Source organism: Shinella lacus (assembly GCF_010994755.1).
In the GTDB taxonomy this organism is placed as follows: domain Bacteria; phylum Pseudomonadota; class Alphaproteobacteria; order Rhizobiales; family Rhizobiaceae; genus Shinella; species Shinella lacus.
In genome coordinates, this window is record NZ_WHSB02000003.1 from 328,028 (window position 1) to 353,775 (window position 25,748).

Below are 25,748 nucleotides of genomic sequence, written 5' to 3' on the forward strand. Positions count from 1 at the left end.
TTCCTCGATGTTTTTTAGATTGCCCGGCGGCTGAGCGCCCGGAGGAACGTGAACAGGTCCTGGTTCTCCTCGTCGCCCAGCGGTTCGGGGTGGGAGGAGAGCTTGACGATGACCGTTTCGGTGCTGGGATCGACATAGAGCCATTGGCCGTGGATGCCGATGGCGCAAAAGGCCTGGTCGGCCTCGCCGGACTGATACCACTGGCTGCGGTAGCGCCCGTTCGGCAGGTCGACATTGCGGCCCTGCTGCCAGGCCTCCTTGTCGCCGTTTTCCTGCATGTCGCGGATCCAGGCTTCCGGCACGATCTGCTTGCCATCGCGCGCGCCGCCGTTGCGCAGCAATTCGCCCAGACGCGCGAGGTCGCGCGCCGTCATGGAGACGCCGCCGGCGGTGCGCGGCGTACCGATGGCATCCACGCTGATATCGGCATTGCCCTTGGCGCCCATCGGCTTCCACAGCAGTTCGGAGGTGAGGTCGGCGAAGCGCGCGCCCGTGACACGCTCGATGACGACGCCGAGCAGGTCAGCATTCGGTGAGGCGTAGTAGAATGGCCCGCCATGCGGACGTTCTGCCTTCTGCAAGGTGACGAGGAAGGAGGCGAGTGTCTCGGGCTGAATATTCGGCTCCGGCGGGTTCCAGAGCATGGCGCGGCGATAACGCGCGAAGGCGCCGTGCGGGTCGAGATAGGCTTCCTCGAAATCTAGGCTGACGCGCATGTCGAGCACGTCGCGATAGGTGCAGTCGCCATAGACGCCGCCCTTGGCCTCGGGAAGGTAGTCCGTCACCGGCCGGTCGGGATCGATGAGACCCTGGGCCTCGAGAATGCCGGAAACGACCGCCGTCAGCGACTTCGAGATGGAGAAGACGAGATGCGGCGCGTTGGGGTCGGCATGCGGCGCGTAATATTCCGCAACGACTTCGCCCCGGCGCATCATGACGAAGGCGTCGGTATGGGCGAAGTCGAGGAAGGCGCGCGCGCTTGCGGCACCCGCAAGGCCGGTTTCCATCGCCGTGTCGAGGAAGGCATCGCTTTGAAGCGGCACTTCCGCCACGGCGGCTTCCGCGGCGATCACCGCCGTCGGCACGAAATCGCGGACATTCTGAAAGGTCCAGCGGCTATAGGGGGCAGTGCGCCAATTGGCGAGGGTGACATCGGCGCGGGCAAAGCCGTGCTGGTCCTTGAACGTCTTGATCATGACACATCCAGCCGAAGCGCGGGAAGGCGATGTGCCTTCCCGCGTAGGGCAGTCCTCATTTGTTTCGGCCGGGGCCGCTTACTTCTGCAGTTCGGTCCAGAGCTTGGTGTAGAGCTCCTGCACTTCCGGTGCGCAGGCGAGGTTGAACTTGCCTGCGGCCTTCAGTTCGGCCGGAATGTTGATTTCCGGCGCATCCTTCATGTCTGCCGGCATGAAGGGCTCCGAGCCCTTGATGCCATTGGCGTAGCGCGCAAAGGTCGAGATCATCGCGGCATTTTCCGGATCCATGATGAAGTTCAAGAAAAGCTTGGCGTTGTCGACGTTCTTGGCATCCTTGAGGATCGCGGCATTGTCCATCCAGACCGGATAGCCTTCCTTCGGGTAGCCGTAGACGACGTCCGGGTTCTGCAGACGGGCGCGGAACGATGCGCCGTTCCAGTTCACGCCGGCGGCAAGGTCGACCTTCGAATATTTCTCGATATTGCCGTAGTCCATCGAGATCCACTTCGGCTTGGCGGCCGTGAGGATGTCGCGCGCTTTCTTGAGAACCGTCAGGTCGCCGGTGCAGGGCTCGCCGCCCGCATAGGTCACGACCATGTGCATGACGTCGGACATTTCCGGCACGACATTGACCTTGCCGACGAGTTCGGCCGGCGGATCGAGGAAGATGGCGGATGTGTTGATGTCGCCCTTGTAGATCGACTTGTTGACGGTCACGCCCGTGGTGCCCCACAGCCACGGAACCGTATAGTGGCGACCCGTGTCGAACGGCACGTCAACCCACTGCGGATCGACGTTCTTGAAGTTCTCCATCTGGTCGGGGCGCGATTCGAGCAGCAGGCCTTCCGAAATCCAGATCGGCACGACGCTTGCCGATGGCACGACGATGTCGAAGCCGTGGCCGCCCTGGCGGATCTTGGCAAGCGCGGTATCGTTCGAGTCGTAGTCGGTGACCGTCACCTTGACCTTGTAGGCTTCTTCGAACTTCTTGATCATTTCGGGGCTGGTATAGTTGCCCCAGTTGAAGATGTTGAGTTCACCCTCGGCATGCGCGATGGCGGTGGAGGCCATCATGCCGGCCGCGAGTACGATCAATCCCAGTTTCATTTTCATTGGCTGTTCTCCTTTGTCTATTCGTTGTTTTTGTTCGGGTTCCGGCTGAGGAAGAAGAAGACGGTGACGATTGCGAGCGACAGCACGAGGAAGGCTGTCGAGATCGCGTTCATCTCCGGCGTCACGACACGGCGCAACTGACCCAGCATGTAGGTCGGCAGCGTATCCTGTCCACCGGACTTGACGAACTCGGTGATGACGACGTCGTCGAGCGAGATCACGAAGGCCAGCATCAGGCCGGCGAGAATGCCGGGCCAGAGCAACGGCAGCGTGACATAGCGGAAGGTCTGGAAGGACGAGGCGTAGAGGTCGGATGCCGCCCGTTCCAGCGAGAGGTCCATGCTTTCGAGCCGCGCGCGGATCGGCATATAGGCGAAGGGAATGCAGAAGGCCGCATGCGCGACGATGAGGTAGCCGAGGCCGGAATAACCGGTCCACACCTTGATGCGCGAGAAGAGGATCAGGAGCGCCACCGCGGTGACGATTTCCGGCACCAGCAGCGGCATGTTGATAATGGAATATTTGAAGGTGAGGCCGCGATAGGGTGCGGTGCGCGTGGTGGCGATGGCCGCGAGCGTCGCGCAGGCCGTGGCGATGACGGCGGCGACCGCGGCGATGCGCAGCGACCGCCAGGAGGCTTCCATCACCTGCTGGTTGTTCCAGGCGCTTTCGAACCAGCGCAGCGAAAAGCCTTCCCAGGTGGCGATCGAGGTGCCCGAGTTGAAGGAATAGACGACGAGCGTGGCGATCGGCAGGTAGAGCAGGAAGAAGCACAGCATCGCGATCGTCGCGAAACCCGGTTGCCGCTTGATCGAGAAGGACTTAGCCATGGGCGCTGCCTCCGCTCTTGGATGCATTGCGCACGTAATAGAGCATCGCAAACAGCACGATAATGACGAGCGTGACGGAGAGCGCCGCGCCGAGCGGCCAGTTCCGCCCCTGGCCGAATTGCAGTTCGATCAGGTTGCCGAGCATCAGGTTCTTGCCGCCGCCGAGAACGCGGGGCACGACATAGGCCGAGAGCGCCGGCACGAAAACCAGGATGGAGCCGGCGATGATGCCGGGCTTGACCAGCGGGATGACGATGCGCCACAGGACGCCGAAGCGGGAGGCGTAGAGGTCGTAGCCAGCCTCGATCAACCGGAAATCGAGCTTTTCCAGGCTCGCATAGAGCGGCAGCACCATCAGCGGCAGGTAGACATACGTCATGCCGAGCATGATGGCGAAGTCGGTGAACATCATCTGGATCGGCGACGAGATGAGGCCGATCGACATCAGAAAGGAATTGACGATGCCCTCGCTGCGGATCACCTCCTGGATGGCGAAGGTGCGGATGAGCATGTTCGTCCAGAACGGAATGGTGATCAGGAACAGCCAGAGCGAGCGGTTGTGCGGGGCGCGTGTCGCGATGAAATAGGCCGTCGGGAAGCCGAAGATCAGGCAAAGCACGGTGGTGGCGAATGCAAGCTTGACGCTGCGCCAGAAGATCAGGAAATGCGCGTCGGCGAGCGAAACGGTCTCGTCGAAAATATCGCGCGTGAAGAGCACGTTGAACCAGCCCTCCGAGGAGAATTCCAGCTTCACGTCGCCATAGCTGCCCGGCGCGAGGAAGGAATAGAACACCACGATGAGAAGGGGACCGACCCCCGCGGCGAGGATGAGCACAAGGGCGGGCGCGCTGAGCAGCCAGCGATCCCGGACGTCCTTCTTCTGCCTCTGTTCGCCGACGTCCTGAGCACTGTCCGTCATCTCTAGTCCCTCAGGATCTGTGCGACGTCATCATTGATGGCGACGCTGATGCGTTCGCCAACGGAGAAGCCGCAGGGGGCGCTGTTGGCGTTCTGCTGGCGCACGGTGAAGGTCTTTCCGTCATCGATCGTGACGTGGAAATGGTTGTCCGTGCCGAGATAGACGATGGTGTGGATCGCGCCTTCCAGCACGCCGGAGCCGGGCGGGCCGAGGCGGGCATGTTCGGGGCGGATGACGATGGTGACCTTGCCCTGTGGCGTGACGCCTTCCGGATAGGTGGCGGAGATTTCAGCACCCGACGAGAGCCGCACGCGGGCCTTGTCGCCGGAAACCGAAACGACGTCTGCCTCCAGGAAGTTCGTCTCACCGATGAAATCGGCGACGAAGCGTTCGGACGGGCGGTCGTAGATGTCCCAGGGCGAGCCGATCTGGCGCACCGTGCCCGTCGACATGACGGCGATGCGGTCGGACATGGTGAGCGCTTCTTCCTGGTCGTGGGTGACGAAGACGAAGGTGATGCCGGTTTCGGTCTGGAGTCGCTTCAGTTCCACCTGCATGGACTTGCGCAGCTTGAGATCGAGGGCGGAGAGCGGTTCGTCGAGCAGCAGCACCTTCGGTCGCGGTGCAAGGGCGCGGGCAAGCGCCACGCGCTGCTGCTGGCCGCCGGAAAGCTGGGTGACCGGGTTGTTGCCGCGCCCGTCGAGATGCACGAGCTTCAGCATGTCGCCCACGACCGAGTCGATTTCCGACTTCGGCTTGCCCAGCATCTTCAGGCCGAAACCGATGTTTTCGGCCACCGTCAGGTGCGGGAAGAGGGCGTAGTTCTGAAACACCGTGTTGACCGGCCGCTGGTTCGGCAGCAGGCGGGAAATGTCCGTCCCGTCGAGCAGGACCTGCCCTTCGGTGGGCAGTTCGAAACCGGCGATCATGCGAAGGAGGGTGGTCTTTCCGCAGCCGGACGGGCCGAGAAGGGTGAAGAATTCATTCGAGCGGATTTCCAGCGAGACGTCGTTGACGGCCTGGAAGTTGCCGAACCATTTCTTGATGCCATGCATGCCAATGGCGCCGCCATGGGCACCGGTCGTTCGGGTCTCAGTCATCGGTTCCCCGTTTTTCGGCAGGCGTGTCCCGAGCTTTGCCCGATCCGCCGGCTGTCCTCTCGTCCGGCCGCTAATCACGGCTCTTATGTGATAGGCTTGTCTTGCTTATGATCACAACAAACCATAATTTGATCAAATCTGTAAAGGGCCATTTTGTGCTTTGGGAATTTATCCGCCCTGCGTGCAAAGATCACGGAATTCAGCCCTGAGACGAAAGACGGCATGGGCCGGGTCTGCAGACGGGAGGATTTGAGCATGTTGGTTGCAGCCAGTCGAGAGACTTCCGAATCGGCCAAGCAGTGGGTCTACCGCGTGCTCAGGCGGGGCATCATGACGGGCCAGTTCGAGCCGGGCGACCCGGTCACCATCAACGGCCTTGCCGAGACGCTTGGCGTCAGCGCGATGCCGGTGCGCGAGGCCCTGCACCGCCTCGTCGCCGATGGCGCGCTGGAGCTGCTCGACAACCGCCGGGTGCGCGTGCCGGACCTCGATCCGCAGCGTTTCGAAGAGGTGCTGGAGGCCCGCGTGGCGCTGGAAACGCGGGCTGCCGAGCGCGCCATGCCCTTTATCGACGAGACACGGCTCGCCCGCATGCGGGCCTTCGACAAGCAGGCCGACCAAGCACTTGCAGAGGGCGCTTTCGGGCGGCTGGTGGAGGCGAATTTCGATTTCCACCGCTGCCTTTACGAGGCGCGGCCGGGCACCGTGCTGCTGCCGCTGATCGAATCCCTCTGGCTGCGCCTCGGGCCCTTCATGCGCCGGGCGGGCGAGACGCTGTCGGAGACCTACCAGGTCGACCGGCACGCCGAGGCGCTGGTGGCAATCGTCAAGCAGGATGCGGAAGCCCTGAAGGCCGCCATCGCCGCCGATATCCGCGACGGCGCCGGTCTTCTCGGGCGCAGCCATTTCGAACGGATCGCCGCGCTCGGGAAAACGGCCTGACGGAAAGACGGGAACTTTTGCGCCGAGGCGCTTGCCGGTCGGGGTCAATCGCCGGTAAATCTCTGCGCGATTTGTTCTGCCCGTGCGTCGGAGGCCGCCTTGAACGACAACAATGTTCTGAAATTCGAACGCCGGAAGCCGGAGCCCGAGAACAAGCCCAAGGCGCCGGGACCGAAAAAGGGCCTCATCTGGCTCGCCGTCATCGCCGTGATCGCACTCGTCTGGGCCTATTACCAGTTCCTCGCGCCGCAGGCTCTCTGAGCCCTCAATGCAGGCCGAGATAGGCCTTGCGCACTTCGGCATTGTCGAGCAGCGCAGCGCTTTCACCGGAAAGATGGATCCGGCCGTTGACCATCACATAGGCGCGCTGCGAGAGTTTCAGCGCATGGTTGGCGTTCTGCTCGACGAGGAAGATCGTCTTGCCCATGGCGGCGATCTCCGCCAGCACTTCGAAGACCCGCTTGACGACAAGGGGTGCGAGCCCCAGCGACGGTTCGTCGAAGAGGATCAGTTCCGGCCGCGCCATCATGGCCCGCGCGATCGCCAGCATCTGCTGCTCGCCGCCCGACATGGTGCCGGCCGTCTGGCTGCGGCGCTCCTTGAGGCGCGGGAAGAGGTCGAACATCTGCGCCCGGTCCTCCTCGAAATGCCCCATGCCGATGGGCGTCGTGCCCATCATCAGGTTTTCCTCGACGGTCATGTCCTGGAAGATCTGCCGTCCTTCCGGCACCAGCGCGATGCCGCGCCGCGAAATGCGGTTCGTCGGCAGGGTCGAAATGTCCTCGCCGCGATGCAGGATGCGGCCGGACGAGGTGCGCGGCGCACCGAAGATGGTGGCGAGGAGCGTCGTCTTGCCGGCGCCGTTCGCGCCGATCAGGCTGACGATCTCGCCCTTCGAGATCTGCACGTCGACCGCTTTCAGCGCCTCGACAGGCCCGTAATGGGCATGCACGCTTTCGAATTGCAGCAGCGGGCCGGCGGTGGTTTCTGTCGTGCTCATGCCGTCACCTCTTCCTCGCTGACGCCGAGATAGGCGGCGATTACCGCCGGGTCGTTGGCGACGCTGTCCGGCGTGCCGTCGGATATGACCTCGCCGTGATCGAGCACGACGATATGGTCGGCGATGCGCATGACGAGGCCCATGTCGTGTTCGATGACGAGCACGGAGAGATCATGTTCGGCGCAGAGCCGCTGGATGACCTCGGAGAGTTCCCGCGTCTCCGACGGGTTGAGGCCGGCGGCCGGCTCGTCGAGGCAGATCAGCGCCGGCGAGGTGCACATGGCCCGCGCGATCTCAAGCCTCCGCTGGCGGCCATAGGGCAGTTCCCCGGCAAGGCGGTTGGCGTCGCTGGCGAGGTTCATCTGGGACAGCCAGAAATAGGCGCGGTCGACCGCCTCGGTCTCGGCGGCGCGGTAGGCGCGGGTGCGGAAGACGCCGCTCAGCAGGTTGTTGCGGGTGGCGAGATGCTGGGCGACCAGCAGGTTTTCCACCACCGACATTTCCTTGAACAGCCGGATGTTCTGGAAGGTGCGGGCGATGCCGGCGCGGGTGACGAGGTGCGAGCCGCCGGTAATCGGCCGCGTCATCAACTGGCCGATATCCTGCGGGCCGTTGCGACCATTGAGCAGGATGCGGCCTTCGCTGGCGCGGTAGAAGCCGGTGATGCAGTTGAAGATCGTCGTCTTGCCGGCACCGTTCGGGCCGATCAGCGCGGTGATGGCGCCCCTCTCGGCGGCGAAGCTGACATCGCGATTGGCGACGATGCCGCCGAAACGCATGGTGACGTTCTGGACTTCCAGAATAGGCGTCTTCATCGTCCGGCCTCCGTCTGCGGCTCAAGACGGAGCGCGATGCCCGCCTCGCTGTGGCTGGAGGGGAAGAAGGCGGGGCGGGTGAGGCGCACCAGGCCGCGCGGCTTCCAGATCATCATCACCACCATGAGGATGCCGAAGACCAGCACGCGGTATTCGGCAAAGTCGCGCAGCAGCTCTGGCAGGATGGTCAGCACGATGGCGGCAAGGACGACGCCGACCGTGGAGCCGAGGCCGCCGAGCACGACGATGGCGAGGATGAGGGCGGATTCGAAGAAGGTGAAGGATGTCGGGTTCACGAAGCCCTGGTGGACCGCGAAGAACACGCCGGCAATGCCGCCCGTTGAGGCACCGAGCATGAAGGCGGAAAGTTTCGTAAAGACGTGGTTCACGCCGAGCGAGCGACAGGCGATCTCGTCTTCGCGCAACGCTTCCCACATGCGCCCGAGCGGCATGACACGCAGCCGGTGCACGGCGTAGATGACCGCGCAGACGACGAGGAACAGCACGACATAGATGAACCAGAACTTGTAGTCGCCGCTATAGCTGATGCCGAGGAATTCATGGATCGGCACGCCGCCCTGCTTGGCCGTGCGGGTGAATTCGAGGCCGAAGAGGGTGGGGGCGGGCACGGGCGCGCCGTTCGGTCCGCCAGTGAATTCCAGCCAGTTGTTCAGCACCAGGCGGATGATCTCGCCGAAGCCGAGCGTGACGATGGCGAGATAGTCGCCATGCATCTTCAGCACGGGGAATGCGAGGACCATGCCGAAAAGCCCGGCGAGGAAGGGCGCGATGACCAGCGCGCTCCAGAAGCCGAGGCCGAGATACTGATAGCCGAGCGCCAAGAGATAGGCGCCGACCGCATAGAAGGCGACGAAGCCGAGATCGAGCAGGCCGGCAAGGCCGACGACGATATTGAGGCCCAAGCCGAGCAGGCAATAGATCAGCGCGAGGATCGCGATGCCGAGGAAATATTTGTCGGCGAAGAAGGGCAGGGCGAGACCGGCAAGGAACAGCACCGCGAGCGGCAGGAGGGGAGAGCGTTCCTGCCCGGTATTGACGGTGACGCCGGAATTGCTGCTCGTGAGCCGGCTGCGCAGGCGTTTGCCGATTTCGCTCATGCCGGCAAGCGAGACGAGCACGCGGCCGGCCGTGATGATGGCCGCGAGCGTCACCGAACGGCCGAGTTCGTTGCGAAAACCGAAGCCGTCGAGCACCAGGCCGGAGATCGGTCCGAACAGGATGAGCGAGATGACGAAGGTGAGGACGGCTTCCTTGAGAAGGGAGGCAAGGCGATTGTTCTGCATGGCGTTTCCTCCCGTCAGACCTTCTGCACTTCCGCCCGGCCGAGCAGGCCGTAGGGGCGGAAGAACAGGAGGATGATGAGGAGCGAGAAGGCGAAGACGTCCTTGTAATCGGTGCTGACGTAGCCGGCGAACAGCGCCTCCGTCAGGCCGAGCAGGATGCCGCCGAGCACGGCGCCCGGCAGCGAGCCGATGCCGCCGAGAACGGCCGCGGTGAAGGCCTTGATGCCCATGACGAAGCCGATGAAGAAATTGAACGAACCGTAGTTGAAGGTCACCAGCGTGCCGCCCACGGCGGCCGTCGCCGCGCCGATGACGAAGACGGAGGAGATGATCCGGTCCGTGTTGACGCCGAGGATGGCGGAAATCTGCCGGTTCTGCCGAGTGGCGCGGCATTCGCGGCCGATGCGCGTATAGTTGATCACATAGGTGAGGATGCCCATGGCGACCAGCGCTGCAATCAGGATCACCGTCTGCATATAGGTGATCTGCACGAAATGCTGGCCCTCGCCGAAGCGGAAGGCGCCCTGGATGAGGATCGGCACGCCCTGGTCGCGCGCGCCCTGCGAGATCTGCACATAGCTCTGCAGCATCAGCGAGATGCCGATCGCCGAGATCAGCGGCGCGAGCTTGGTGGAGCCCCGAAGCGGCCGGTAGGCCACCCGCTCGATCGCCCAGCCATAAATGCCGGTAATAACGCAGGTGATGATGAGGATCGAGATCAGTGCGAAGGGCACGGACTGGAAGCCGAAGAAATGCAGCACGGCCAGCGTGATCGCGGCGATATAGGCGGAGACCATGTAGACATCGCCATGGGCGAAGTTGATCATGCGGATGACCCCGTAGACCATGGTGTATCCGACGGCGATGAGGCCGTAAATCGTGCCGAGCGTCACGCCGTTGACGAGCTGCTGCGCCAAGATGAACGCGTCCATGGCGAACCCCTTTATGGATTGTTCTGGCAATTGGAGGCCGGCTGAAGACGCGCTTCAGCCGGCCGGCTCGAAGGAGCTTAGTTGCTGGGAACCGGGGCGCCCGCGTCGTCGAAGGCGTAGAAGACGAACTTGAAGTCCTTCACGTCGCCCTTGTCGTTCCAGGCGAGATCACCAACCGCCGACTTGACGGAGTTGGCGCGAAGCCACGCGATCTGGTCCTCGACGGAGCCTTCCTTGGTGCCCTGGACGGCCGCGACGATGGTCTGCGCGCTGGCATAGCCGAAGAGCGTGTAGTTGTCGGGGGCGATGTTCGCCTTCTTCAACGCCGCCTGCGCATCCGCCGTCGCCGGGTCTTCCAGCGGGTTGGCGGCGGAGGAGTAGTAGACGTTCTTCAGGTTCTGCGCGCCGCCGGCGGCGGTGACGATTTCGGTCTGGGCCAGCGCATCGCCGCTGACGAACTTCACGTCGAGGCCCTGTTCGTGGATCTGGCGGATGAGGGGGCCAGCTTCCGGAATGAGGCCGCCGAAATAGACGGCGGTGGCGCCGGCGCTCTTGATCTTGGTGACCAGCGCATTGAAGTCGCGCTCGCCGCGCGTCAGGCCCTCGTAGAGCACCGGTTCGACGCCGCGCTCTTCCAGCGTCTTCTTCAAGGCATCGACGAGGCCCTGGCCATAGGTGTCCTTGTCATGGATCAGCGCGATCTTGTCGAGCTTCAGCGTATCGAGAATGAAGGCGCCGGCGACCACAGCCTGCTGGTCGTCGCGCCCGCAGGTGCGGAACATGGTCTCGAAGCCGCGATCGGTGACGATCGGGTTGGTCGAGGACGGCGTGACCGTCAGGATGCCGTTGTCGTTGTAGATCTCCGAGGCCGGGATCGTGCTCGACGAGCAGAAATGGCCGACGACGGCCTGCACCTTGTCCTGGTCGACGAAGCGGTTGGCGACGGCGACGGCCTGTTTCGGCTCGCAGGCATCGTCGCCCTTCACGAGCTCGATCTGCTTGCCGTCAATGCCGCCGGAGGCGTTCACTTCGTTCACATAGGCCGAGACGCCTGTCCAGACCTGCTCGCCGAAGGTGGCGTTGGCGCCGGTCATCGGGCCGGCGACGCCGATCTTGATGGTGTCGGCGGCGAGTGCCGGAACGAGAAACAGCGAAGATGCAATCGCGGTGGCCGCGAAGAATGTCGAGAAACGAGTCATGAAAGGCTTCCCTCTGGTTAAGCCGTTGATCTTCCTTGATGCGACGCGCGTTCAATCGGCGTTCTGGTTCTTTTCCGCCCGCCGCCGGCTCTTCCGGCCGGGTTGGTGGCAAACGGTCTCTGTCGTGATTGCGACGCTTCCCCTGTCGCAATCCGTCGGTATTTCAAGTTGACACATGTATGATAAGTGATATATCCAAAATCCGTCAAGCAGAAATCTTGCATCGCTGCGCCAGCCGTGGAAACTGGTGCTCAAAGGTCCAAGCGACAGGGAATCGAGTGTGGGGAACGACATGGTGAACAACGCACCGCGGAACTGCCGCGTCGGGGTGGATATCGGCGGCACCTTCACGGACATCGCCCTCGATGTGGATGGCGCGCTCCATTCGACGAAGGTGCTGACCGACTACACCGCACCGGAGCGGGCGATCCTCAAGGGCGTCGCCGCCGTCGCCGAACTCGCCGGCATCGCGCTCTCGGAAATCGGCCTGCTGATCCACGGCACGACGCTCGCCACCAATGCGCTGATCGAGCGGCGCGGCGCCAAGACCGCCTTCGTCACCTCCGAGGGTTTTCGCGACACGCTGGAAATGCGCACGGAAAACCGCTTCGAGCAGTACGATCTCAACATCACCCTGCCGCCGGCACTGATCGCCCGAGCCGACCGCTTTACCGTGCGCGAACGCATGAACGCCGCCGGCAAGGTGCTGCTGGCGCTGGACGAGGCTTCCGTCGAGGCCGTCGTCTCGGCCATCGCGGCAGGCGGCTATGAAAGCGTCGCCATCGGCTTCATCCACGCTTACGCCAACGGCGCGCATGAGGCCGCCGTGCGCGACGCCCTCGTGAAGCGCCTGCCACATGTCTCCGTGTCGATCTCGTCGGAAGTCTCGCCGCAGATGCGCGAATTCGAGCGCTTCAACACGGTCTGCGCCAATGCCTATGTGAAGCCCGCGATCAAATCCTATCTCGACCGTCTCGTCGTCTCGCTGAAGCAGATCGGCGTCGGATGTCCGGTCTTCATGATCCATTCCGGCGGCGGCATCGTCTCGGTGGAAAGCGCCTCGGAGTTTCCGGTGCGCCTCGTCGAATCCGGTCCCGCGGGCGGCGCGATCTTCGCCGCCGATATCGCCCGGCGCCACGGCCTCGACACGGTGCTCTCCTTCGACATGGGCGGCACGACGGCCAAGATCTGCCTGATCGAGAACCAGGTGCCGAAGACCGCCAAGACCTTCGAGGTCGCCCGCACCTATCGCTTCCGCAAGGGCTCCGGCATGCCGATCTCCATTCCTGTGGTCGAGATGGTGGAAATCGGTGCCGGCGGCGGCTCCATCGCCGGCGTCGATGCCATGCGTCAGATCCGCGTCGGCCCGCATTCCGCCGCCTCCGAGCCCGGTCCGGCCTGTTACCAGCGCGGCGGCAAGAACCCGACCGTCACCGATGCGGACCTCATTCTCGGCAAGCTCGACCCCGACAACTTTGCCGGTGGCGCCATTCCGCTCTCCGTCGCGGCGAGCCGTCAGGCGATGGCGGACGATATCGGCGCGGTGATCGGCCTCGATCCGGATGGCGCCGCCTACGGCACCTGCGAGATGGTGGACGAGAACATGGCCAATGCCGGCCGCGTCCACACGGTCGAAAACGGCAAGAACATCGCCGATTTCACCATGATCACCTTCGGCGGCGCTGGCCCGCTGCATGCCGCAAGGCTTTGCGAGAAGATGGGCATCTCCACCTTCCTCGTGCCGGCCGGTGCCGGTGTCGGTTCGGCCATCGGCTTCCTGCGCGCGCCCTTCGGCTATGAATCGGTGCGCAGCGCCGTCTTCAATCTCTCCGATTTCGATTTTACCGCGGCCAATCATCTGCTGGACAGCATGAAGGCCGAGGCGACCGGCTTCGTGGAAGGCGGGCTGGATGCCGGCGCACCGGTGATCGAACGCACGCTCTTCATGCGGTATGCGGGGCAGGGCTGGGATATTCCCGTGGCGCTCGCCGCCGATCGGTTCGATGCTCAGAGCGCGGAAAAGCTCGTGGACCTGTTCGAAGCCGATTATGCCCGCTTCTTCGGCCGCGCCATCGAGGGGCTGGACATCGAGATCGTCAGCTGGTCCGTGAAGGCCAGTTCGCCGCTGCCGCCGGTGGAACGGGTTGCCGCTGTCGATGAGGGCAGCGTCGTCACGTCGGCAAAGACCCGCCGTCTCTTCGAAGCCGCGCAAGGCGCCTTCCTTGATGCCGGCATTCATGAGCGTGATGACCTGAAGCCCGGCGATGTCGTGAAAGGTCCCGCCATCGTCGTGGAGCGCGAGACCTCCACCATGCTCACCGCCGCCTTCAAGGCCGTCGTCCAGAACGACGGGTGCCTGCTCGTTACCCGGCTGTAAGGAACGAACCGATGAACCAGTCCCCCGAAAATCGATCTCTGATCGATATCCATATGCAGGTCATGTGGAACCGCCTGATCTCCGTCGTGGAGGAACAGGCCCAAACGCTGATCCGCACCGCGTTTTCCACCTCCGTGCGCGAGGCGGGCGACCTCTCCGCCGGGGTGTTCGACCTCGAAGGCCGCATGCTGGCGCAGGCCGTCACCGGCACGCCGGGCCATGTCAACGCCATGGCCGAATCCGTCGCCCATTTCATCCGCGATATCGGTCCGGAAAACATCTTTGAAGGCGACGTCTACATCACCAACGATCCGTGGAAGGGCACCGGCCACCTGCACGACATCACGGTCGTCACGCCGTCCTTCCATCATGGCAAGCTGGTCGGCTATTTCGCCTCCACCGCCCATGTGGTCGATATCGGCGGTCGCGGCTTCGGGCCGGATGCGCGCGAAGTCTATGAAGAGGGCCTCTTCATCCCGATCATGAAGTTCGTCGAGCGCGGCGAACTGAACCGCACGCTCATCCACATCGTGCGCAACAATGTGCGGGAGAACGACAAGGTGGTCGGCGACTTTCATGCGCTCGCCGCCTGCAACGAGACCGGCCACCGTCGCCTCATCGACATGCTGACGGAATTCAATCTCGAAGACCTGTCGATGATCGGCGGCTTCATCCTGAAGCACAGCCGCGAGGCAACGTTGGAGCGGCTGAAGAACCTGCCGCATGGCAGCTGGTCCTACAGCCTCGATCTCGACGGTTATGGCGAGCCGGTGCATCTGGCTGCCAAGCTCACCATCGGCCCGGAGGGCGTGCTGGTCGATTTCGACGGCACGTCGGGCATGAGCAAGTTCGGCATTAACGTGCCGCTCGTCTATGCCAAGGCCTACGCCTGCTACGGCATCAAATGCGTGGTCGCGCCGGAAATTCCGAACAATGCCGCCTCGCTCGCGCCCTTCGATGTCGCGGCGCCCGAAGGCTGCATCCTCAATGCCAAGCGCCCTGCGCCCGTCGCCGTGCGCCACGTGCTCGGCCATTTCGTGCCGGATCTCGTGCTCGGCGCGCTGCACCAGGCGCTGCCCGGCCAGGTGCCGGCGGAGGGTGCCAGCGCGCTCTGGAACCTGCATATGAGTGTGCGACCCCTTTCCGACCAGATCGGCGGCAAGGGCGCGGAAATCCTGATGTTCAATTCCGGCGGTTCCGGCGCGCGTGCCTCGCTGGACGGGCTGAACGCCACCGCCTTCCCGAGCGGCGTGCACACCATGCCGATTGAGGCGACGGAGAATGTCGGCCCGGTCATCGTCTGGCGCAAGGAACTGCGCGAAGGCTCCGGCGGGGCTGGCGCCCAGCGCGGCGGTCTCGGCCAGATGATCGAGATCGAAGCGGCCGAAGGGTTTTCGTTCCGCTTCTCCGCCATGTTCGACCGCTTGAACCACCCGGCCCGCGGCCGTGACGGTGGCCTCGACGGCGCGCCCGGCGGCGTGGCGCTCGATGACGGCACGGCGCTGAAGGGCAAGGGCCTGCAATTCGTGCCGGAAGGTCGGCGCCTCGTGCTCTCGCTGCCCGGCGGCGGAGGTTATGGCGATCCGGCCGCGCGTCCGGCAGAGGTCGTCGCCCATGACGTCAGGCATGGTTACATCACAGAGGAGCAGGCCGCGCTTTACGGCAAGGCGGGAGGCAAGGCATGAACATGATCGCGTTTGAAAGTCTTCGGGCATCCACCATCAAATCCTCGCCCTCAATGGCTGTTTCCATGGCGGCGAAGGCCATGCGGGCGAAGGGTGAGCAGGTGATCGACCTGTCGCTCGGTGAGCCGGATTTCGACACGCCCGCCCATATCGTGGACGCCGCGGTGGATGCGATGAAGCGCGGCATCACCCGCTACACCGCGCCCGATGGCCTGCCGGAGCTGCGTGAGGCGATCGTCCGCAAATTCAAGCGGGAGAACGGTCTCGACTATGCCATGGACGAGATTTCCATCGGCAACGGTGCCAAGCAGATTCTGTTCAATGCCTTCCTCGGCACGCTGGAGCCCGGCGACGAGGTGGTCGTGCCGGCGCCCTACTGGGTCTCCTACACGGACATCGTCATCTTACATGGCGGCGTGCCTGTCATCGTGCCCTGCGGCGTCGAGCAGGCCTTCAAGATCACGCCCGAACGGCTGGAAGCGGCGATCACGCCGAAGACGCGCTGGTTCCTGTTCAATTCGCCTTCCAACCCGACAGGGGCGATCTACACCGCCGCCGAGCTGAAGGCGCTGGGCGAGGTTCTGGCCCGCCATCCCCGCGTCGCCATCATGTCGGACGAGATCTACGAACACATCGTCTGTGCCGACGTGCCCTTCACCTCCTTCGCCAATGCCTGCCCGGAGCTTCGCGACCGCACGCTGCTTATCAACGGCGTCTCCAAGGCCTATGCCATGACCGGCTGGCGGCTGGGTTATGCGGCGGGGCCGAAGGCGCTGACGAAGGTGCTGAACAAGATGCAGTCGCAGAGCACGACCTGCCCATCGTCGATCACGCAGGTTGCCGCCGCCGCGGCGCTGAACGGCCCGCAGGATTTCGTCACGACGGCTGTCGCGGAATACAAGGCGCGCGGCGAGCTGGTGACACGCGGCTTCCGCGCCATTCCGGGGCTTGAGGTGCGCGCGCCGGAAGGCGCCTTCTACCTCTTCCCGAAATGCGCCGTCCATATCGGCAAGACCGCACCGGATGGCACCGTGATCGAGAACGACACGGCGCTTGCCGCCTACCTGCTGACGGAAGGCAAGGTCGCGACCGTGCCGGGCGCCGCCTTCGGCGTCGAGCCCTATATCCGCCTGTCCTTCGCCACATCGCGCGACAATCTCACGCTGGCCATCGCGCGCATCGCCGATGCCTTGGCTCGGCTTCGCTAACGAGGAACCCCATGTCCCATTTCCAGAGAGTTTTATTGACGGGGGCGGCCGGCAGCGTCGGCACGGCGCTTCGCCAGTCCGGCACGCGGCTCGGCACGATCGTCCGGCTTTCCGACCGCAAACCTTGTGAAAACGTCGCCTCGCATGAGGAGGATTTCCCGCTGGAGCTTGCCGATTTCGATGCGGTTTCGGAAGCGGTGAAAGGCTGCGACGCCATCGTGCATCTCGGCGGGCAGCCGCTCGAAGGGGCATGGAAGACCATCCTCGATTCCAACATTTCCGGCGGCTACCACATCTACGAGGCCGCGCGCCGCCACGGCGTCAAGCGCATCGTCTATGCCAGTTCCGTGCACGCCATCGGCTATTACGAGCGAACGGAGACGATCGACGGCAGCGTGCCGACGCGGCCGGATAGCCTCTACGGCGTCTCGAAGACCTTCGTGGAAAACCTCGGGCGTTACTATTTCGACAAGTTCGGCATCGAGACGGTCTCGCTCCGCATCGGCTCCTGCTTTCCGGAGCCGACCGATCGCCGCCACCTCATCACTTGGCTCTCCTATCGCGATTGCCGCCAGCTCGTCGAAAAGAGCCTGTCGGCGCCGCGCGTCGGCTTCATGGTCGCCTATGGCATGTCGAACAATTCGCAGGCCTTCTGGGACAATCGCACCGCCGCCGTGCTCGGCTACAAGCCGCAAGACAGCGCCGACGACTATGCCGACAAGGTTTTCGCCAAGACCGAGCAGGGCGACCCGAACGACCCGGCCGTGCGCTACCAGGGCGGCAGTTTCACGGCTGCCGGTCATTTCGAGGACGAGTGATGCAGGCTTCGAAGACATCATATGACGTCGTGATCGTCGGTGGAGCCGTGGTCGGCAGCGCCACGGCCTATTTCCTCGCCACCAATCCCGATTTTACGGGTTCCGTGCTGGTGATCGAGAAGGACTGGACCTACCAGCGCTCGGCCACGGCACTCTCCTCCAGCTCCATCCGCCACCAGTTTTCCAACGCGATCAACGTCAAGGTCTCGCAGTTCGGCACGGAATTCATCCGCAATTTCGAGGAGAACGTCGCGGTCGACGACGACACGCCGGAAATCGGCTTTCACGAGAACGGCTATCTCTTCCTCGCCGGCGACGAGCGCGGCGCGGATGTGCTTCGCCGCAACCATGAAACGCAGGTCGCCTGCGGCGCCGAGGTTTCGCTGCTCGCTCCCGAGGGGCTCGGCCGGCGGTTTCCCTGGCTGAACGTCGAGGGGCTGACGCTGGGCAGCACCGGCGAGCGCGGCGAGGGCTGGTTCGACAGCGTCGGTCTCCTCCAGGGCTTCCGCAAGAAGGCCCGGTCGCTCGGCGTCGAATATATCGAGGACGAAGTTGTCGCGGTGAACCGCGAGGGCGATCGCGTGGTCTCGGTAACGACGAAGGGCGGGCAGACGATCGCCTGCGGCACGATGGTCAACACCTCGGGCACCAACGGCAAGAAGATGGCCCGCATGGCCGGCCTCGACATCCCGGTCGAGCCACGCCGGCGGTCGCTGTTCGTCGTGGATTGCCGCACCCCGCTCGAAGGCTCGGTCGGCCTCACCATCGACCCGACCGGCGTGTTCTTCCGCCCAGAGGGGAAATTCTACCTGATGGGCACCTATCCGAAACACGATCCGGAGGTCGATCCGAACGATTTCGAGGTGATGCACCACGAATTCGAGGATGAGATCTGGGAGACGCTCGCCCATCGCGTGCCGGCCTTCGAGGCGATCAAGGTCGTGAACAGTTGGGCGGGGCATTACGATTATTGCACGCTCGATCACAATGTCATCCTCGGCCCGCATGGCGAGTTGAAGAACTTCCTCTTCGCCAACGGCTTTTCCGGCCATGGCCTGCAACAGTCGCCGGCCATGGGGCGGGGGCTTTCGGAACTGATCACCTATGGCGGCTTCCGCACGCTCGACCTTTCGCCCTTCGGCTACGCGCGTGTGGCCGCGAACCGCCCCTTCCTTGAAGATGCCGTGATCTGACGGCCGGGAGACAGACATGAAAACCGAGAACAAGGCCCGCAGCGGCGGCCAGGTGCTGGTCGACGCCTTGAGAATCCATGGCGTCGAGCGGGTGTTCGGCGTGCCGGGCGAGAGTTATCTGGCGGTGCTGGATGCCTTCCATGATGCGGAAAAGACGATCGAATTCGTGATCTGCCGGCAGGAAGGCGGGGCGGCCTATATGGCGGAGGCCTATGGCAAGCTGACGGGCAAGCCCGGCATCTGCTTCGTCACCCGCGGGCCGGGCGCCACCAATGCCTCGGTCGGCGTGCACACGGCTTTCCAGGATTCGACGCCGATGATCCTGTTCATCGGCCAGGTGGCGCGCGACCAGATGGAACGCGAGGCCTTCCAAGAGATCGACTATCGCCGCATGTTCGGCCAGATGGCGAAATGGGTGGTGGAGATCGAGGATGCGGCGCGCATTCCGGAACTGATCAGCCAGGCCTTCCACCGCGCCGTCAACGGCCGGCCGGGACCGGTGGTGGTGGCGCTGCCGGAGGATATGCTGACCGACCTTGTGGTCGTTGCCGATACACCGGCTTTCAAGCGGGTGGAAGTCTATGCCGGAGAGCCGCAGCTCGACGAACTGACCACGCTGCTGGCGAAGGCCGAACGTCCAATGGTCGTCGCCGGTGGGGGTGGCTGGACGCAGCAGGCCGTTGCCGATCTCAAGGCCTTTTCGGAAGCCTTCTCGCTCCCGGTCGCCGCCTCGTTCCGCTGCCAGGACCTCTTCGACAACACGCATCCGAACTATGCGGGCGACCTCGGCCTTGCCGCCGGGCCGAAGCTGATCCAGCACGTCAAGGATTGCGACCTGCTGATTTCCATCGGTGCCCGGCTCGGCGAGATGACCACGGGGTCCTATACGCTGATCGATATTCCAGTGCCGAAGCAGACGCTCGTTCACATCCACCCCGGTGCCGAAGAACTCGGCCGCGTCTATTACGCGACGTTGCCGATCAATGCGAGCGTCGCCGGCTTCCTGTCGCAAGCGACGAAGCTGAAGCCCGCCGCTACGCCGCGTTGGGTCGAATGGACGAAGGCGGCGCATGCCGACTATCTTGCAAACATCGATTACCCGCAGGTTCCCGGTCCCGTGCAGATGGGCGCGGTGATGGAATGGTTGCGCGATCACCTGCCGGCCAATGCGATCCTGACGACGGGGGCGGGCAACTATTCCGCCTGGGCGCACCGCTTCTACCAGTACCGCACCTTCCGCACCCAGCTCGGGCCGACCAACGGCTCGATGGGCTACGGCGTGCCGGCGGCGATCGCGGCAAAGATCACCGCGCCGGAGCGCGCGGTCGTCGCCTTCGCCGGCGATGGCTGCTTCCTGATGAACGGGCAGGAACTGGCCACCGCGATGCAGTATGATGCCCGCGTCATCTTCCTTGTCATCAACAACGGAATGTACGGCACGATCCGCATGCACCAGGAACGAAACTATCCGGGCCGGGTTTCCGGCACACGGCTCACCAATCCGGATTTTGCCGATCTCGCCCGCTCCTACGGCCTGCACGGCGAGACGGTGGAGAACACGGAAGAGTTCGCCGATGCCTTCCGGCGTTCGGAGGCATCCGGCAAGCCGGCGCTGATCGATATCCGCATCGATCCGGAGGCGCTGACGCCGAAGATGAGCCTGTCGCAGATCCGCGAGCAGGCGCTTGCCGCGGGCCGGTGACGATGCTCAGTCGTCCGCTTCGCTGCCGGCCGGTTCGTCGAGCATCAGCCGGTAGCGGCTGAGGCTTTCCTCCAGATGCGCGGCCAGCGCCTGCTTGGCCGCCTTCGGATCGCCCTGGGTGATCGCCGCGAGGATGGCGGCGTGCTCCTTGTTGATCTTCTTCAGATAGGCATTGTAGGAGCGGCCGGACTGGCGGTGTTTCAGCACGAGGTCGAAATTGATCTCGCCCATCACCGCGACGAGGAAGCGCGGGAAATGCGGGTTGCGCGTCGCCTTGGCGATGGCGAGGTGGAATTCGAAGTCGGCGCGCGCCTCGATTTCCGCATCGCTCGTGTCGAGGTTCTCGATATAATCGAAGGCGCGGGCGATTTCGGCGAGTGCTTCGGGCGTGCGGCGCTGGGCGGCAAGCGCCACGGACTGCATTTCCACGCCGAGCCGGAGTTCGAGGATCTGCATCGCCGAGCGGATGTCGTCGATGCGGCTGATCTCGAAATTCAGCGTCTTGGCGTCCTTCTCCGTGACATAGACGCCCGCACCCTGGCGGGCCATGACGCGGCCTGCCACCTTGAGCGAGGTCAGCGCCTCGCGGATGACGGTGCGCGAGACGCCGAACTCCTCGCACAACTGCGCGCTTGACGGGATCTTCTCACCGGGCGCATAAAGTCCGGAGTCCATGCGCTCGGCCAGTTTGGCGACGACGATTTCCGCGAGATTGCCGCGCTGCGTGATGATCGACATGGCGATCCCGCCTTTGTTGAAGTTTGCATTTATCACATATCATACATGGCGTCGTCCTTGAGGGGAAGCGCCGCGTCATCTTCAAGTCTTGCGCGAAGGATTTGTAGAGGATGCGGGATCTGCCGCTCGTCCATCAGCTTTGCCTGCGAGCGGCAGGAATAGCCGGTCGCCATCATCACGTCATCCGCCCCGGTGGCCGCAAGCGCCGGCTGCCAGCTCATGGCATAGAGCCGTTGGGAAATCTCCCGGTTGCGCACCTCATGGCCAAAAGTGCCGGCCATGCCGCAGCAGCCGGTGTCGGCGGCGACCACGTCGATGCCGAGTTTTGCGAAGACGGCGATCCATTGGCCGACGGCGGCGGGCGCGGTGCTACGCTCGGTACAATGCGCCATGAGACGATGGCGCGGCTGGTTGCCGGGGAGGGTGGGCAGGCGATCGGTGAGGGTCACAAGCCATTCCTGCGGAAGGAGCACACGCGCTCGCATGGCGGCCGCGCCGGCATATTCGCTGCGGAAGGCGAGCGTCATCGAGGGGTCGAGGCCGACGAGGGGGATGCCTGTTTCGGCAAGCCGGTCGAGCTTCCGCGCGGTGCGTCGCGCCGTCCTGTGGAAGGCGCCGAGATAACCATGCACATGCAACGCCTTGCCGTTCAGCAGCGGTGGTGCGAGGAAGGGGTGCATCCCGAGGCGCCGTGCGACTGCCACGGCATCCAGCAGCACCTGCCTGTCGAAATGTTCGGTGAAGGCGTCCGGCACGAAGATGACGGCGTCGGCGCGTTGCGCGGGGGTGAGCCGCGCGAGCGCCTGCGGTGTGGCGGTCGGCACGCGGCCGAGTTCCCGGCCCAGCGAAAGCGCGGGGAGGGTGGGAAGCGCGGTCAGGCCTGCGCGCCGCAGCAGCCCCTTGCCGAGGGACGAGCCGACGGCGAGGTTGTAGAGCGGGCGCGCCCGCGTCATCAGCGGCAACATCGTCTCGATGGTCGCGACGATCGGGTCCTTTACCGGCCGCAGATAACGTCCGTAATAGAGCTCGAAAAACTTGGCGCGGAAGGCCGGCACGCTGACCTTGACCGGACATTGCCCGGCGCAGGCCTTGCAGGCGAGGCAGGTGTCCATCGCCGCGCGCACTTCGTGGGAGAAGTCGCCGCGATTGGCGGGGTTGAGGCTGTTCCAGGCCCGCCGCGCAAGCCGCAGGACGACGCTCGTGCGGCGCTGCTGTTCGGCCTCGCGGCGCGGATCGATGCCTTTTTCGGAAAGCCGCCGCAGCCATTCGCGCATCAGCGAGGCGCGTCCCTTCGGCGAAAACCGCCGGTCGCGCGTCGCCTTGTAGGAGGGACACATCAGGCTGTCGGCATCGAAGTCGAAACAGGCACCGTTGCCGTTGCAATAGGCGGCATTGTCGAAGGCGGCGCGGATATCGTTGCCGATGGCGCGGTCGAGCGTTCCGCGCAGGGGAACGGCGTCGATCTTCGGCAGGCTACCGCCCGCAGGCGCGACGATCTTGCCGGGATTCAGCTGGTTGAGCGGATCGAAGGCCTGCTTGATCTCCTGCAGGCGCGGATAGAGCGGTCCAAAGAAGGCCGGCACATATTCCGAGCGAACGCCTTTGCCATGTTCGCCCCACAGCACGCCGCCATATTTTTGCGTCAGCGCCACGACGGCATCGCTGATGCGCCGGACGAGGGCTGCATGATCGTCCCGGGTGAGATCGAGCGCCGGGCGCACGTGCAAGACCCCGGCATCCACATGGCCGAACATGCCGTAGGTAAGCCCCTCCGCGTCCAGCAGCGCGCGAAACTCCCGGATGTAAGCGGCAAGATGGTCCGGCGGCACGGCGGTGTCCTCGACGAAGGGCACGGGCCGCGTCGGCCCCTCCACATTGCCGAGCAGCCCGACCGCTCGCTTGCGCATCGCCCAGATCGCCTCGATATCGGCCTTTTCGACGGTGATCGTGTAACCCTTGCGGCCGGCAAAGGCGGTTTTCGCAAGCGCGGCGGTGACGGCCGCAAGCTTTTCGGAAAGCTCTTCCGGCGTATCGGCCAGCACTTCGGCGATGTTGATGCCGTCCGCGTCGCCGGGAAAGAAGGCGGCGATGCGTGGCCAGACGATATCGCCTCCGGCGAGCCGCAGCACCGTCTCGTCGATGGTCTCGACCGAGGCGACGTCGAGCGCAACAAGGGTGCGGGCGTCTTCGAGGGCGGCGTTGAAATCGTCGTAACGGATGTTGATGAGCGCCGCGCAGGGGGGAATGGGAAGCAGGTTGAGCTCCGCCTCCGCGATCATCGCCAGCGTGCCCTCGGAGCCGCAGAGAACCGCGTTGAGGTCGAAGCGGCCGTCCTCGCGCTGGAGATGGGCGAGGTCATAGCCCGTCATGAAGCGGTTGAGTTTCGGGAAGATCCGTTCGATCAGCGCCTTGTCGTCACGGGCGATGCGGGCCAGCGTACGGTGGATATGGCCGATGCGGTCCTGCCGCGCCTGAAGCGCCCGCAACTCCTCCTCGCGCACCGGGCGGGAGAGGAAATCGCTGCCATCCGCCAGTACCACGCGAAGGCCCAGTACATGATTGCTGGTCTTGCCGTAGAGGCAGGAGCCCTGTCCGCAGGCGTCGGTGGAGACCATGCCGCCGATCGTCGCGCGGTTCGATGTTGACAATTCCGGCGCGAAGAACAGGCCGTGCGGCGCCAGCGCCTTGTTCAACTGGTCCTTGACGACGCCGGCCTCGACACGGGCGATGCGGCGAACCGGGTCGATCTCCAAAATCCTGTTCATGTGGTGCGAGCAGTCGACGATGATGCCTTCGCTCAGCGACTGGCCGTTCGTCCCGGTGCCACCGCCGCGGGGTGCAATCGTGACGCCGGAAAATTCCGGGCGGGCGAGGGCCTTGGCAATGCGCTTGAGATCGCCGATGTTTTTGGGAAAGACGATGCCGGCCGGTTCCACCTGGTAGATGGAGTTGTCCGTGGAAAAGACGAGCCGATCCGCAGGCCCCGTGCCGATATCGCCCTCGAAGCCGTGGGTTGCGAGATGGCGAAGGAAATTGTCGCTTGGCGAGGCGATGCGCCGGTCGGCATCGAGGCGGGGAATCATGGGCAAGGGTTCCGGAAGCGGCTTGCACTTCGTAAAAGTTAGCATATAAGTGATAACATACCAATATGGCCACGCAACTTGAAAATCGCGAGGAGTGAAACGTGAAGAACCAGTCTGTTGTCATCGTCGGCGGCGCTTCGGGCCTCGGTCTCACGACGGCCAAGCTGATGATCGCGCATGGCGCGCAAAAGATCGGCCTGATCGACCGCAACGAGGCGCTGCTCGCCACTTCGGCGGCAGAACTCGAAGCTCTCGGCGCCGAGGTGGCGACGGCGGTGGCGGATATTTCCCGCGCGGAGACGGCGCATGCGGGCTTCGCTGCGGTTGCCGGCAAGCTCGGCCGCGTGCACGCCCTGGTCAACAGTGCGGCGATCTATCCGCGAAAGGCCATTCTCGACATTACCGACGAGGACTGGGACCTGGAAAACGCCATTAACGTCAAGGGCACCTATCACATGATGGTCGCCGCCGTGCGCCACATGCGCCAGTTCGTCAATCCGCCGGAGGTGACCGGCCGCATCGTCAACATCACCTCGGTCGATGCCTTCAAGGCCCATCCGCAGAACGCGCATTACGCCGCCACCAAGGCCGCCGTCGTCAGTCTTACGAAATCCTTCGCGCAGGAATGCGCCAAGGATCAGATCCTGGTGAATTCCGTGGCGCCCGCCGGCTTTGCCACGGACCGCGCCAAGGAACTCGGCTTCCTGCCGGAACTCGCGAAAGCCAGCGCGCTCGGCCGCGCGGCGGAACCGGTTGAAATGGCCGAATGGATCGTCATGATGGCCTCCAGCCGCAACACCTATGCGACCGGCGAGAATGTCGTGATCAGCGGAGGTTACATCTATGTCTGACGCCTATCGCCTCGCTGTCGTCACGGGCGCGACCAGCGGCATCGGCAAGGCGATCGTGCCCATGCTGCGCCGGCGCGGGCTGGCGGTCCATGCCGTCGGCCGCAACGAGGCGGTGCTGGCCGAGCTCGCCGAAAACTGCGGCGCCGTGCCCGTGGTGGCGGATGTGCGCGACACGGCGCGCATCGCAGACGCGCTGGCCGGCGTCGAGGTCGATATTCTCGTCAACAATGCCGGCATCCTGTCGACCCGGGCGGCCTTCCAGGACATCGATCCCGCAGAAATCGACGCGATGATCGACGTCAACCTCAAGGCGCCGATGCATCTGACACGCGCCTTCCTGCCCGGCATGGTCGCCCGCAAGCGCGGCCATCTCATCTATATCGGCTCCAGCGGCGGGCAGGCGCCCTATCCGGGCATGGGCGCCTACGGTCCATCGAAGGCCGGCCTCAGCCTGTTTTGCGACAATCTGCGCTGCGACCTGCTCGGCACCTCCGTGCGGGTCAGCGAGATCGTGCCGGGCCGCGTCCAGACGGCGCTCTACCGCACCTCCATCCCCGGCAACCAAGCTGCCGCCGTGCTCTATGACGGCTATCGGCCGATCCAGCCGGAAAACATCGCGCAGGTCGTCAACGACGTGATTGCGCTGCCGGTCCATGTCGACGTCGCCCGTGTCGAGGTTTTCCCGACCGACCAGGCGACCGGCGGCGGGACGATGGTGAAGTTCGAGGCGCCGTAGGAGAAAC

General features: G+C 64.2%; 22 protein-coding genes. 10 read left to right on the forward strand and 12 right to left on the reverse strand.

Translation table 11 applies throughout. The features are described from left to right. Positions 1-14: 14 nt before the first annotated feature. The 5 genes from GB927_RS09615 to GB927_RS09635 form a co-directional block, all read right to left on the reverse strand. On the reverse strand, positions 15-1,196 hold the full coding sequence (locus GB927_RS09615) for a serine hydrolase domain-containing protein (RefSeq protein ID WP_256116521.1): 1,182 nt from the start codon (positions 1,194-1,196) through the stop codon (positions 15-17). Between the two features lie 78 nt (positions 1,197-1,274). After that, on the reverse strand, positions 1,275-2,309 hold the full coding sequence (locus tag GB927_RS09620) for an extracellular solute-binding protein (protein ID WP_439615678.1): 1,035 nt from the start codon (positions 2,307-2,309) through the stop codon (positions 1,275-1,277). Positions 2,310-2,326: 17 nt separating this feature from the next. Further along, positions 2,327-3,139 carry an ABC transporter permease gene (locus tag GB927_RS09625; RefSeq protein WP_256116523.1) on the reverse strand — a complete coding sequence of 271 codons (813 nt, stop codon included), beginning with the start codon at positions 3,137-3,139 and terminating at the stop codon, positions 2,327-2,329. Further along, positions 3,132-4,058, reverse strand: coding sequence for an ABC transporter permease (locus GB927_RS09630; protein WP_256116525.1), 927 nt, complete (start codon positions 4,056-4,058; stop codon positions 3,132-3,134). The genes GB927_RS09625 and GB927_RS09630 overlap by 8 nt, the downstream gene beginning before the upstream one ends. A 2-nt stretch (positions 4,059-4,060) precedes the next feature. Next, positions 4,061-5,158 carry an ABC transporter ATP-binding protein gene (locus tag GB927_RS09635; RefSeq protein WP_435265676.1) on the reverse strand — a complete coding sequence of 366 codons (1,098 nt, stop codon included), beginning with the start codon at positions 5,156-5,158 and terminating at the stop codon, positions 4,061-4,063. Positions 5,159-5,413: 255 nt separating this feature from the next. On the opposite strand from GB927_RS09635, the gene GB927_RS09640 reads away from it, so the two are divergent. Both GB927_RS09640 and GB927_RS09645 read left to right on the forward strand, forming a co-directional pair. Continuing rightward, entirely contained in the window at positions 5,414-6,100 is a 687-nt protein-coding gene (locus GB927_RS09640; RefSeq protein WP_256116526.1) for a GntR family transcriptional regulator, read from the forward strand. Between the two features lie 99 nt (positions 6,101-6,199). Then, entirely contained in the window at positions 6,200-6,361 is a 162-nt protein-coding gene (locus GB927_RS09645) for a hypothetical protein (RefSeq protein WP_256116527.1), read from the forward strand. Between the two features lie 4 nt (positions 6,362-6,365). On the opposite strand, the gene GB927_RS09650 is transcribed toward GB927_RS09645, so the two are convergent. The 5 genes from GB927_RS09650 to GB927_RS09670 form a co-directional block, all read right to left on the reverse strand. Next, positions 6,366-7,100 (reverse strand): ABC transporter ATP-binding protein, encoded by a 735-nt coding sequence (locus GB927_RS09650; RefSeq protein ID WP_256116528.1) that lies wholly within the window; start codon positions 7,098-7,100, stop codon positions 6,366-6,368. Further along, positions 7,097-7,915 (reverse strand): ABC transporter ATP-binding protein, encoded by an 819-nt coding sequence (locus GB927_RS09655; RefSeq protein ID WP_256116529.1) that lies wholly within the window; start codon positions 7,913-7,915, stop codon positions 7,097-7,099. Before GB927_RS09655 ends, GB927_RS09650 begins: the two co-directional genes overlap by 4 nt. Further along, positions 7,912-9,219 carry a high-affinity branched-chain amino acid ABC transporter permease LivM gene (gene livM / locus GB927_RS09660; RefSeq protein ID WP_256116531.1) on the reverse strand — a complete coding sequence of 436 codons (1,308 nt, stop codon included), beginning with the start codon at positions 9,217-9,219 and terminating at the stop codon, positions 7,912-7,914. Before livM ends, GB927_RS09655 begins: the two co-directional genes overlap by 4 nt. Before the next feature lie 14 nt (positions 9,220-9,233). After that, positions 9,234-10,151 carry an ABC transporter permease subunit gene (locus GB927_RS09665; RefSeq protein ID WP_256116532.1) on the reverse strand — a complete coding sequence of 306 codons (918 nt, stop codon included), beginning with the start codon at positions 10,149-10,151 and terminating at the stop codon, positions 9,234-9,236. Between the two features lie 77 nt (positions 10,152-10,228). Next, on the reverse strand, positions 10,229-11,350 hold the full coding sequence (locus GB927_RS09670) for an ABC transporter substrate-binding protein (RefSeq protein WP_256116533.1): 1,122 nt from the start codon (positions 11,348-11,350) through the stop codon (positions 10,229-10,231). A 292-nt stretch (positions 11,351-11,642) separates the two neighbouring features. Here GB927_RS09670 and GB927_RS09675 point away from each other — a divergent pair, with 292 nt between their 5' ends. Genes GB927_RS09675 through GB927_RS09700 form a run of 6 tightly spaced genes read left to right on the forward strand, consistent with a single transcriptional unit; the run spans position 11,643 to position 20,333 of the window. After that, positions 11,643-13,727, forward strand: a complete 2,085-nt coding sequence (locus GB927_RS09675) for a hydantoinase/oxoprolinase family protein (protein WP_256116534.1) — start codon at positions 11,643-11,645, stop codon at positions 13,725-13,727. 11 nt (positions 13,728-13,738) lie between these two features. Continuing rightward, a complete protein-coding gene (locus GB927_RS09680; RefSeq protein ID WP_256116535.1) occupies positions 13,739-15,412 on the forward strand; it encodes a hydantoinase B/oxoprolinase family protein in 1,674 nt (557 codons plus the stop codon). Further along, on the forward strand, positions 15,409-16,620 hold the full coding sequence (locus GB927_RS09685; RefSeq protein WP_256116536.1) for a pyridoxal phosphate-dependent aminotransferase: 1,212 nt from the start codon (positions 15,409-15,411) through the stop codon (positions 16,618-16,620). The genes GB927_RS09680 and GB927_RS09685 overlap by 4 nt, the downstream gene beginning before the upstream one ends. 11 nt (positions 16,621-16,631) lie before the next feature. Next, positions 16,632-17,438 carry an NAD-dependent epimerase/dehydratase family protein gene (locus GB927_RS09690; protein WP_256116537.1) on the forward strand — a complete coding sequence of 269 codons (807 nt, stop codon included), beginning with the start codon at positions 16,632-16,634 and terminating at the stop codon, positions 17,436-17,438. Beyond that, positions 17,438-18,631: an NAD(P)/FAD-dependent oxidoreductase gene (locus tag GB927_RS09695; protein ID WP_256116538.1), complete on the forward strand. Its 1,194-nt coding sequence runs from the start codon at positions 17,438-17,440 to the stop codon at positions 18,629-18,631. Before GB927_RS09690 ends, GB927_RS09695 begins: the two co-directional genes overlap by 1 nt. Before the next feature lie 16 nt (positions 18,632-18,647). Continuing rightward, positions 18,648-20,333 carry a thiamine pyrophosphate-binding protein gene (locus GB927_RS09700; RefSeq protein ID WP_256116539.1) on the forward strand — a complete coding sequence of 562 codons (1,686 nt, stop codon included), beginning with the start codon at positions 18,648-18,650 and terminating at the stop codon, positions 20,331-20,333. A 6-nt stretch (positions 20,334-20,339) separates the two neighbouring features. On the opposite strand, the gene GB927_RS09705 is transcribed toward GB927_RS09700, so the two are convergent. Together GB927_RS09705 and ydiJ are read right to left on the reverse strand one after the other, a co-directional pair. Further along, complete coding sequence (locus GB927_RS09705) at positions 20,340-21,071, reverse strand: FadR/GntR family transcriptional regulator (protein WP_256116540.1); 732 nt, start codon at positions 21,069-21,071, stop codon at positions 20,340-20,342. Positions 21,072-21,103: 32 nt separating this feature from the next. Then, a complete protein-coding gene (ydiJ, locus tag GB927_RS09710; protein ID WP_256116541.1) occupies positions 21,104-24,154 on the reverse strand; it encodes a D-2-hydroxyglutarate dehydrogenase YdiJ in 3,051 nt (1,016 codons plus the stop codon). Between the two features lie 101 nt (positions 24,155-24,255). On the opposite strand from ydiJ, the gene GB927_RS09715 reads away from it, so the two are divergent. Both GB927_RS09715 and GB927_RS09720 read left to right on the forward strand, forming a co-directional pair. Then, complete coding sequence (locus tag GB927_RS09715) at positions 24,256-25,005, forward strand: SDR family NAD(P)-dependent oxidoreductase (protein ID WP_256116542.1); 750 nt, start codon at positions 24,256-24,258, stop codon at positions 25,003-25,005. Beyond that, positions 24,998-25,741 carry an SDR family oxidoreductase gene (locus tag GB927_RS09720; RefSeq protein WP_256116543.1) on the forward strand — a complete coding sequence of 248 codons (744 nt, stop codon included), beginning with the start codon at positions 24,998-25,000 and terminating at the stop codon, positions 25,739-25,741. Before GB927_RS09715 ends, GB927_RS09720 begins: the two co-directional genes overlap by 8 nt. Positions 25,742-25,748 lie beyond the last annotated feature (7 nt).